Here is a 10,784-nt window from a genome sequence, read left to right on the forward strand (position 1 = left end):
CCTGTAAATTCGCATCAGTGGCCATGCTCGGCAGACGCTTTGCCAAGCTCAGACTTGAGCGTGAAGCTGCCACTGGTTGCCACTTGGGCACCCGATTGGAGGCCTTCGGTTATTTCCACATAGCCACCGGCACGGCGACCTAGAGTTACCCTGCGAGTGTCGAAGCCCTCAGTGGTCCTCACGAAAACTGCAGTTTTTTCCTCGACGGTCTGCACCGCTGACTCTGGAACAGCTACAGCAACTTGATCAGTTTGTGACGTGACTGCGATGCTCACGAACAGCCCCGGTCGCCAGGCCCCATTGGGATTGGTCAGAGTGACACGGACGGGCGCTGCACGATTCTGCTCGCCCAAAAGGCTGCCTACGTAACCCACCTTGCCCTCGACCTCAGCCTTCATGTCAGGAGAAGAAACCTTTACCGAGCGGCCAGTCACGACCTTTCCGAGATCGCCAGGAGGAACCGCGAAAGTTGCCCACACCTGATTAAGATCGGACAGGATGAAAGCATTGGTTGCCTCGCTGACCACCTCACCGACGGTCAGGTGCTTTTCCACTACAACTGCGTCGAAAGGCGCACGCAGTTCATAGCGGTTACCGCCTGCAGAATTGACCGAAGCGCCGATTGCTCCGACCTTTTGCTTAGCGTTGGCCAGTGATATTTCAGCTTCTTGCAAAGCTTGTCGCGCCTGAAGGTAATCTTGCTCGGCGGAGATTTTGTCCTGCCACAACTGCTTCTCGCGGTCAAAAGTCAAGCGTGCCAACTCAACACGTCGCTGTGCAGCTTGTTGCTCACTGCGCATATCCGAGATCTGTTGACTGGCAATCACCGCAAGGACTTGGCCCTTCTTGACCGACTCGCCCAGGTTCGCCTGAACGCTTTCAACAACTCCAGGAACGCGAGGTACCACATGTGCGGTGTGGTCCTCATCAAACCGTATTTCGCCAGGAAAAGTCACAATAGTGCTAATCTCACGGGGAGCAGCTGCTTCCAGAACGACGCCCGCAGCCTCAATCTGCTCGGCGCTAAGCGTCATCTTGCCCTCTTCCTCATTGGCATTTTCGCTGTGGCCTTCCTCACCGTGACCTTCATCCCCCCCGTCTTTAGCAGGTGCTACAGCAGTTCTCTCATGGCCATCTTCAGTGCCATGTTCGGCCTTACTGACTGGAGGCTGCTCGGAACTGGAGTTCCAGGCGAAACTGCCAAATCCGAGGACTGCCACAGCGATTACCGCGAGCGCGATCTTGCGTTTGTTATCCATTGCTACTCCTGCTGATCTTAGGTACCGGCTTATTCAAAGACGCATACAAGGAAAATGCCTGGCCTGTTCAGCGCGTATTGGCAGTCAAGCCGACGTCGCCATACACCCTTTCCACTTGAGCACGCGCATTGGTCGCAGCCGCCAAAGAGTCGAGGTACTGGCCACGAGCAACTATCAAGGTGCGCTGAGCATCCAGCACTTCGATGAAACCGAATTTGCCCATCTCAAATCCACGAGTTGCGGTATCCACGGCCTGTTGAGCTGAAGGCAGGATCGTCTTGTCATAGGACTCGACCTCCTGCATGGCGGTAGCCCACTGATTCACTGCGGTTTGAGTTTCGGAACGTAGCCTGAGCTCAACAGCGTTTCGCTGGTCTCGGGCCTGATCTGCGCGGCGAGAAGCGGAAAGAATGTTGCCCTGATTGCGATCAAACAGCGGTAAAGGCATCGACAGCCCCACGACATTGACCCTCTCGCGAATAGAGCGGTCGTATTGGCTACCAACACTCACGGTGAGATTCGGGATGCGCTGCGCCTTTTCCGCGCCTAGTGAGGCATCGCTCTTATCTATTTGAGCAAGCGCTTGACGCATATCTGCGGTTTGATCGAGCTTCGCCAGTAATTCTGTAGCTTGCGGCGGCTTGCCGGGAGATAGGTCTGGCGAGTCAAGACGATCAAATGCAGTGACCGAACTGCCTATTAACTGGGCCAATTGCTGGTAAGCCGTTGACTTCAAGGTTTCAGCGCGCCTTACCTGTAACTTGGCTTCAGCCAGTTGCACCTGAGCGCGCGTGGCTTCCACCGGCGAGGACTTACCGGCACGCACCCGTCCATCGACGATGCGCAGACCGCGTTCGGTGAGCTCCAATGATTGTTTTGCCAGATTCAAGCCGGTCTGAGCTCTCAAAGCAGCGTAGTAAGATTGAACAACATCTGCACGAAGGCTATTGACTCGACGGTCCAGCTCTAACTGCGCGACGCTTTGACCGTAGGTTGCAACCTCGACACGAGCACGTCGCTTGCCACCCAACTCTAACGGCTGACTAAGCGCGACAGTCGTCGTGCTGGTATTACGACGGGTGTCTTCTACTTGATAAGAAATTTCAGGATTGGGGATGAGTCCAGCCTGCTTGCGCACTCCTTCAGAGATTCCGATCTCTTGACGTGCTGCTGCAAGATCGGGGTTAGCGTCTATTGCCGTCGAAAGCGCTTCAGCCAGACTGAGACTCTGGGCAAATGCGGCAGGCACCCACAATCCAGACAAGACCATACAGAACACAAAGACTTTCAAAGGAAAGATGGGGGTTTTAGATAAAGCAATGTGATTATACCAGGGCACTTTGATAGTCCTCATGCACAAACTTTGATAAAGCTTGGCGAGAACGCCTAAACAGCTGCCAAGCCCCTCTGGATCAGGTGATGGCACTCTAATCAGCGATCACTATCAGAGGGGTGGCTATAAAATTACAATTTCGTTAGAAACCCTGGGGGGATAGTCGAAATAGAAAGCTTTCAGGCGAAACGCAGGGATTTAGTGAAAAAGATTCTGGAAGCCCTGCAACGGTGGAAATACCTGATAACAGAATTGTAATCACCCCGTCACCGACTCGTTATCTTTGATCTGCAAATATGACCCAGGCGCTATTCTAAGTGCTCCACCGGGCCAAAACAACAGACTATACCCGCGTAGGTAAATCATAATAAAAACTGCCGTAATCAAAGGAGCATCGCTTGAGACACAAAGTAACTTTGTATTTGGCTGCGGTTTCAGCTTTTTCTGGAAGCTATGCCCTCACGGCACAAGCGGAAGGTAAACCAGAAGGTTTTATTGAAGGTAGCAGCCTTACTGTTCTAAACCGCAACTTCTATTTCAATCGTGATAATCGTGATGCATCTGCGCCGACTTTCAACAGCGGCAAAGGCAATACCAACGGTTATTCCGAAGCTTGGGCACATGCGATAATCACTAAATTCAACTCTGGTTTTACGCAGGGCACTGTGGGCTTTGGTATAGATGCGTTTGCAATGATTGGCATCAAGCTTGATACTGGTGGCGGGCGCAACGGTGGCCGTAGCAGCTTTGACGTGCTGCCTGTTAACGGTGACGGCGAAGCACGTGATGAATACACTAAGGTGGGTGGAGCAGCGAAGTTTCGGCTGTTTGATACTGTCGTAAAGGTTGGAGATGTTTTCCCCGCAACACCCGTCGTGGCATCGGGAGATTCTCGCTTACTCCCTGAAAGTTTCCGCGGCGTGACGGTCGAAAATAGTAGCATTCAAGGCCTAACCTTGCAGGGTGGTCGACTGCATGCGATGAGCCAGCCTGGTTCCAGCAACTTGAACGATAACTTTGCCACATTTTATGCCGGCCCGGTCAACTCGCCTTGGATTGGGTACGGCGGCGGTGATTACCAAGTCAACGACAACATCACGGTGAGCCTTTACGCCAGCCAATTGAAGGATGTTTGGAATCAATACTATGCCGGTAGCAGCCTCACTTACCCACTCAGCGATGATTTGACGCTTATCGGCGGATTCAACTACTACAAAGCTGTAGATGAAGGCAAGAAGCGCCTGGGCGAATTCGACAACAATATATGGAGCGCCAAGCTCGGCGTCCGGTACGGTGCGCATACTCTTGCACTGTCTCATCAGCGAAACAATGGCGATGACGACTTCGACTACCTTCGTCAATCAGACTCAATCTTCGTTGACAACTCAATACAGTACAGCGACTTCAACTCACCGAAGGAACGCTCTTGGATGCTGCGCTACGACTTGAACATGACCAGCTACGGTATTCCGGGGCTATCGTTCATGACTCGTTATGCCAGAGGTTCTGGTGCAGACTATTCGAACGCCAATCAATTCTATATGCGCACTGATGGTAACGGCGATCCGCTCACGAATCAAAAACGTTGGGAGCGTGATATTGAAGTCAAATACGTCGTACAAACAGGTGCGGCGAAAGATCTTTCCTTGCGATTACGTCAAGCAAATACTCGTGCCACTGCATTCGAATCGGACTTGGATGAAGTACGCCTGATCGTTGAATATCCACTTTCGATACTGTGAGCCCTAAACAAGATCGATTTATTCATGTGACTCGCCTAAAACAAAAATAGCGAGCTTAAAGAATTCACCTTGAGTTGCTTAAATGCTCCTTTGGTAAAAGGTGAATATTTTGCGCCCCCCTGGGGCGCTTTTTTTTACCTAAAATTCGAGTAAATCTTCGAGTACGCGCACCGCGTCCCGATGGAGTTCATGACTGCACCAGTGACCGCCTTCTTCAGCATGAGAAAAATCGCCCTCATCTGCACGGAATAAAATGGCCATAATAAAAAAAACAACCCAACATTTCATAAGGTCAATTCAGCAGTAGAGAAATAACCCGCAACTGGTTGGTCCGAGCCACGATATAATATATCGCGATGTTATCAAGTGTATTGCTCACTGATTACAAGTACGTTATTTAGCCCCCACCCAAGTGGTTTTGAATTATCATTCCTGCCAATGATGACAGCGCATTCGCGTAGTTAAAACAGCTCAGTCATATCGAGACAAAATCCAATGCGAATTCTGGTAATTGAGGACGAAGTAAAAACTGCCGAATATGTGCGCCAAGGCCTTACGGAGAGCGGTTATATCGTGGATTGCGTACATACCGGATACGACGGGCTTTTTCTGGCCAAACAACATATGTACGAGTTAATCATCCTAGATATCAACCTGCCGGAGATGGATGGGTGGCAGGTACTTGAATTGTTGCGAAGAAACAATTGTCTTTGTAGAATTATGATGCTTACTGCTCGAAGTCGCTTGGTTGATAAAATCAGAGGACTAGAGAATGGTGCAGATGATTACCTAATTAAGCCTTTTGAATTCCCGGAACTGCTTGCTCGAGTTCGCGCACTGATGCGCAGGTCTGATAATCCAGCATCTGTTGAGATCATTCGCGTAGCCGATCTGGAGCTGGATCAAAGCCGTCATAGGGCGTTTAGAGACGGTCAGCGTATCGACTTAACAACGAAGGAATTCGCACTTCTGCACTATTTAATGAGAAATACGGGAATTGTCCTGAGTCGTACACAGATCATATCTCAGGTATGGGACATGAATTTCGACTGCGATACAAATGTTGTAGAAGTTTCAATTAGAAGATTAAGAGCCAAGATGGATGATCCTTTTGAAAACAAACTGATACATACACTCAGAGGCGTAGGATATGTTCTAGAAAAACGCTAGCGTGCTGTTCTTGAAGCAATCACATACGCTCCTGTGATTTCGCCGACTCACGGGCACTTCAGGTTTCATCCAAGTTTGTCTTTCACTTGGCGCTTCTGGCCTACCGCGTCGGATATACATTTCGGCGCGCAAAAAACTTGCTAATCGAAGCTTTCAACTCGCCTACCGGTCCAAAACCGTGGTGCGAAAAAACACCATACCCCCCCGAAACAGCGCTCGATAATGCTTATCCACAAGCTGGATTTCAGTGTCCAATGTATGTGGAAGCGTTCAGACCCGCTTTCACTTTAGGTATTTGTGAGTAACGTAGTTGCCGATGATAAAGTGTAGTTCAAGGAACGTAGATTTTTATCAGTTGATACTCTCATAATCTGGTGAGACGAACTACGTGACGGTGCCACGGCGCACATATCCATGTAGTTGCGTGTGGATATGATAAATCTACCGGGGCATGAAGCCTAAGCATGCCATGGAGTGGACAATACGGTCGTGACTTAAAGGTCGCATACTCTATGATCTCTGAAGGCGAGCAAGTGAATCACTCCGGCTCTCTAGATACCTTGCAAGCTCATTGCATAACGCTTTTAAACTCTACAGTGAAAGCTACATATTGAAACGATTACGGCGTTTTGCGTTGATGGTTGACGATATTCGACACCTCCCCTTGCCGTCGGGTTAAGCCGTCACACTTGCTCAATCGTCAGAACTTTTGCATTAGCTTGAGTATCGCCATAAGCGTCCGGGCATCACGCCTTGCGTGATTAAAAAGATTGCGGCAGCAACTGATCGATTTCACTCGCCCGCTGCGTCGGCAGCCGCGTGAGAGCATCCTTCAGATATGCATACGGATCATGACCATTCAGGCGCGCAGACTGGATCAGACTCATGATCGCTGCCGCACGTTTTCCGCTGCGTAAGGCCCCTGCAAAGAGCCAGTTCTTGCGCCCAAGGCCCTATGATCGGATCTGGTTCTCTGCCCAGTTATTGTCTATGGGTACAGCCCCGTCATCGAGGTAGCGCGACAGCGCTGCCCAGCGTTCGAGACTGTAATCGAGTGCTCTGCTGATGGCTGAGACTTCAGGCACGAGGTCACGCTAGGCAATCAACCTGGCGTGCAGCATATTCATCACCCGTACAGCTTTTTCTTGCCGTATTCGGAGTCGTAAATCCGGCCCCAGATCGCGACTTCGCTTTCAATTTCGTACAACAACTGGATATAACGCAGAGCTTGCTCCGCAAGCGTGCTTTTATTCTTAGCGTGCAGCTCAAAGAAATTACGTTGCGCATGAGCCATTCACCCGATCTCGGTCACGTCTAGTTCGAAGCTGGCTTTGTAACCGACACAATCATCGCAGACCAGCTTGTCCTTCCAGTCATTCAGGAAGTTGCGAGCGTGTTCTCCGGCGCGGCTAGGGCTGAAGTCGTGAACCACCGCTGCCGCGTCCGAGAACTGGCTGGTGGCATAGGACCAAATATAAGAACTGTGGGTTTTCTTAGTTCCCGGCATGAGCATTTGCACAGGTGTCTCATCGGCTTGAATAATCTGCTGCCCGAGAACCACGTCGCGCAGCGCATCAACCAGCGGCTGGAACTGAACCCCAGTCACGGCCATCTGGCCACCGTCGGTGAGGCTATGCACGCTAACTCCTCCTCTCTTTCTCTTCGTTAAGTAGCATCAGCCATGAATTCATTCAAAAAGACCGTTCAAGTCATTGCACTCGTTGCAACGCTAAATGCAGCCTCATTGTTACAGGCAGCGTAATCAATTGCCGTCTACAAAGCCCCTAACTGTGGCTGCTGGACCAGGTGGATCGCTTATCTGAAGGAGTGGTCGACTATATGGAAAACAACATTAGCGATATGAACGAGAAGCTCGGCGTACCCGTAAATCTGGCGTCGTGCCACACGGGAGTTGTAAGTGGGAAATTCGTCGAAGGCCATGTTCCGGTCACACAAATTGCTGAACTAAGGAAACTCTGAAAAAGACTTTCTGATTTGGCAAAATACCGCGACCCCACCCACCGAGTTTCCCGATGAAGCAGATGACCTTCGCCGACGCCGAGTACGCTGGCAAGCGCAAGCAAACCCGCAAGGAGTTGTTCCTGATCGAGATGGATCGGGTGGTGCCGTGGAAGGGCTTGATTGCTTTGATCGAGCCACATTATCCGAAAGGTGAAGGTGGCCGTCCGGCCTACCCGTTGATGGCGATGCTGCGTGTGCATCTGCTGCAGAACTGGTTCGGCTACAGCGATCCAGCGATGGAGGAAGCGCTGTACGAAACCACGATCCTGCGCCAGTTTGCCGGGCTGAACCTGGAGCGCATCCCCGACGAAACCACCATTCTCAACTTCCGCCGCTTGCTGGAGAAACACGAGCTGGCGGCCGGCATCCTCGCTGTCATCAATGGCTATCTGGGCGACCGCGGCCTGTCGCTGCGCCAGGGCACCATCGTCGATGCAACGCTGATCAATGCGCCCAGTTCGACCAAGAACAAGGACGGCAAGCGCGACCCGGAAATGCACCAGACCAAGAAGGGAAACCAGTATTATTTTGGCATGAAGGCCCACATCGGCGCCGATGACGAATCGGGTCTGGTGCACAGCGTAGTGGGCACGGCGGCCAATGTGGCGGATGTCACCCAGGTGGACAAATTGCTGCATGGCGACGAAAACGTGGTCTGCGCCGATGCAGGCTACACCGGTGTCGAAAAGCGGCCCGAGCATGAAGGACGTGAAGTTATCTGGCAGGTGGCGGCACGCCGCAGCACCTACAAAAAACTCGATAAGCGCAGCGTGCTGTACAAAGCCAAGCGCAAGATTGAAAAGGCCAAGGCTCAGGTGCGCGCCAAGGTCGAGCATCCGTTCCGGGTAATCAAGCGCCAGTTCGGTTACACCAAGGTGCGCTTTCGCGGCTTGGCCAAAAACACGGCGCAACTGGTGACACTGTTCGCTCTGTCGAACCTGTGGATGGCGCGCCGACATTTACTGACGAATGCAGGAGAGGTGCGCCTGTAATGCGGGAAATGGCCACCGGAGTGGGGTCCGGGTGGCGAAAACGTAAGAAATACTCGTCGAATTGATTGTTTTTTGATCATTTGGCGAGTTTAAAAGTTGCGCTAGGTGGTATGCCGGGGAAATACATGGCTACTTCAGACCATCCTTAACGCGATTATCTTTGCGCATAACGCTTACTAATTAACTCATCGGCCAGGTTTTCTCACACACATTCAATGTCATTCACCTGAATAACGTCTTAAATGTTTACTTGATGAAATTGCCTGACTATTATTAGGCCACTCACCCTGTCAATCAGCGTTCTACATAAGGTAGTCCACATGTCACTGATCAACGAATACCGCGCCACCGAAGAAGCTATCAAAGAGCTGCAAGCCCGTTTGAAGAACCTGTCCGAAGACGACAAGCTGAAAACCGAGCTGGAATTTGAAGGCAAATTGCGCACCCTGATGGGTGAATACTCCAAATCCCTGCGTGACATCATCGCGCTGCTGGATCCAGAGTCGAAAGTTAAAGCACCGCGTGGCGCTGTGAAAACTACCGGCACCAAGCGTGCTCGCAAGGTCAAGCAGTACAAAAACCCGCACAACGGCGAAGTGATTGAAACCAAAGGTGGCAACCACAAAACTCTGAAAGAGTGGAAAGCCAAGTGGGGCGGTGACGTAGTTGAAGGTTGGGCAACCCTGCTGGGCTAAGCCCGGTCGGACGTTCACCCGATACGTCACACATGAAAAACGCCAGCTTGCTGGCGTTTTTTATTGTCGGAATATTCTGTAGTTATGCGCCTACAGATTCAGGCGCGCCGCTAAGGAATCTACATAGTCCTGCCATTGCGCCAGTACCTGACACTGAAACGATGTAGCACTAACCGCTAACTCCTCACGCGCCTGCTTAAACCCCAACAGGGTATTCGGCGCCCCCCACTGCGCATCCGACAAACGTTGCTGACAGAAAAGTTTCCAGCGTTGTTGCTCCTCATTGTTCAAGGTTTCAGGAAAGTTACGCGCCCGGTAGCGAAATAATAATTCCGGCAAACGATGATCATCGAACGGCCATTGCTGACGGGCCAATTGTGCAGGCTCCGCCATGCGAACTTGCTCACATAAACGACGGTCACGGTCACCAATAAAACCATCGTAGAGCTGCTGCTCCGGGTCCGCGTTCGGCGCAAAGTCTTCCTCGGCATAAATGGCCGCTAACTTGTCCCGCCAAACTTCCTGTGCGTCAGTTAGCCGCAGCGCCCGCGCAAGGCAAGCCTCCTTATCCAATTGCAGGCGCTCCAGGTCTTGCGGACGCAGCACCTTTAACGGCGCGACCACCGGGCAACGGTTGATATGCAGCAACTTGAGCGGAACCGGCAGCTCACCTTCGGCCAACTCATCGCGGCGCGTGTAAAGACGCTGGCGCAGGGTCGCCGCATCCAGGTCCAACAGCCCTTGTGGATCGAGCCCCAGGTCACAGACGATCAAGGCATTGCGATTGCGCGGGTGCCAGGCCAGGGGCAAGACCACGCCCAAGTAATGGCGCTCGGCAGAAAAACGCCCGGAGATATGCACCATCGGTTGCAGCAACCGCACCTGATCCATGACCCGTTGTTTGCTGCGCAGTTGAAACAACCACTCATATAACTTCGGTTGTTTCTCCCGGACCAACCGCGCCAGGGCGATGGTTGCACGCACATCCGACAACGCGTCATGGGCCTGGCCATGGTCGATGCCGTTGGCCTCGGTCAAGCGTTCGAGCTTGAGGGTCACGCGCCCTTCCTGCTCGGGCCAGTTGATGCCCTCCGGCCGCAGGGCGTAGGCGGTGCGCATCACATCGATCAAGTCCCAGCGGCTGTTGCCGCCCTGCCACTCGCGCGCATACGGGTCGAAAAAATTGCGGTACAGACTGTAGCGCGTCATTTCATCGTCAAATCGCAGGGTGTTGTAGCCGGCGCCGCAGGTACCTGGCGCGGCCAGCTCGGCGTGCACCCGAGTCATGAAATCGGCTTCGGCAAGGCCCTTCTCGGCGAGGATACCCGGCGTGATACCCGTGATCGCGCAGGCTGCCGGATGAGGCAGGATATCGTCGCTGGGCTGGCAATAAAGATTGATCGGCGCACCGACCTCATTGAGCTCAAGGTCGGTGCGGATCCCGGCTACCTGGAGCGGGCGATCGTTGCGCGGGTTGATGCCGGTGGTTTCATAGTCGTACCAGAAAATCGAGGTCACGGGCTATTCCTGTGCTGAAGACCGACAAAGTCTAGGCGCTGCAAGGCGTTCGG

Annotated in this window: 8 protein-coding genes and 1 pseudogene; 5 read left to right on the forward strand and 4 right to left on the reverse strand. The window is 52.4% G+C overall.

Features of this window, described 5'->3' with window-relative positions:
* Nucleotides 1–14: 14 nt before the first annotated feature.
* Both PSH76_RS23925 and PSH76_RS23930 read right to left on the reverse strand, forming a co-directional pair.
* Nucleotides 15–1,259, reverse strand: coding sequence for an efflux RND transporter periplasmic adaptor subunit (locus tag PSH76_RS23925; RefSeq protein ID WP_024073370.1), 1,245 nt, complete (start codon nt 1,257–1,259; stop codon nt 15–17).
* 67 nt (nt 1,260–1,326) lie between these two features.
* On the reverse strand, nt 1,327–2,598 hold the full coding sequence (locus PSH76_RS23930) for a TolC family protein (RefSeq protein ID WP_131672237.1): 1,272 nt from the start codon (nt 2,596–2,598) through the stop codon (nt 1,327–1,329).
* A 392-nt stretch (nt 2,599–2,990) separates the two neighbouring features.
* Between PSH76_RS23930 and PSH76_RS23935 the strand changes: the two genes are divergently transcribed.
* A complete protein-coding gene (locus tag PSH76_RS23935; RefSeq protein WP_024073368.1) occupies nt 2,991–4,334 on the forward strand; it encodes an OprD family porin in 1,344 nt (447 codons plus the stop codon).
* Nucleotides 4,335–4,829: 495 nt separating this feature from the next.
* Entirely contained in the window at nt 4,830–5,504 is a 675-nt protein-coding gene (locus PSH76_RS23940) for a heavy metal response regulator transcription factor (protein WP_019818115.1), read from the forward strand.
* A 761-nt stretch (nt 5,505–6,265) separates the two neighbouring features.
* Here PSH76_RS23940 and PSH76_RS23945 read toward each other — a convergent pair.
* Nucleotides 6,266–7,110 (reverse strand): annotated as a pseudogene (locus PSH76_RS23945) (IS66 family transposase); the annotation flags it as partial.
* Nucleotides 7,111–7,364: 254 nt separating this feature from the next.
* Between PSH76_RS23945 and PSH76_RS23950 the strand changes: the two are divergent.
* The 3 genes from PSH76_RS23950 to mvaT all read left to right on the forward strand — a co-directional run bounded on the left by PSH76_RS23950 (nt 7,365) and on the right by mvaT (nt 9,213).
* Entirely contained in the window at nt 7,365–7,484 is a 120-nt protein-coding gene (locus PSH76_RS23950; protein ID WP_305494488.1) for a DUF411 domain-containing protein, read from the forward strand.
* A 53-nt stretch (nt 7,485–7,537) separates the two neighbouring features.
* Nucleotides 7,538–8,518, forward strand: a complete 981-nt coding sequence (locus PSH76_RS23955; protein WP_010466230.1) for an IS5-like element IS1384 family transposase — start codon at nt 7,538–7,540, stop codon at nt 8,516–8,518.
* 320 nt (nt 8,519–8,838) lie between these two features.
* A complete protein-coding gene (gene mvaT, locus PSH76_RS23960; protein ID WP_019821235.1) occupies nt 8,839–9,213 on the forward strand; it encodes a histone-like nucleoid-structuring protein MvaT in 375 nt (124 codons plus the stop codon).
* 90 nt (nt 9,214–9,303) lie between these two features.
* Here the strand turns inward: mvaT and sbcB are convergent, their stop codons facing one another.
* A complete protein-coding gene (sbcB, locus tag PSH76_RS23965; protein ID WP_032895484.1) occupies nt 9,304–10,731 on the reverse strand; it encodes an exodeoxyribonuclease I in 1,428 nt (475 codons plus the stop codon).
* Nucleotides 10,732–10,784 lie beyond the last annotated feature (53 nt).

This window comes from Pseudomonas sp. FP215 (genome assembly GCF_030687795.1).
GTDB classification, from domain to species: Bacteria; Pseudomonadota; Gammaproteobacteria; order Pseudomonadales; family Pseudomonadaceae; genus Aquipseudomonas; species Aquipseudomonas salmasensis.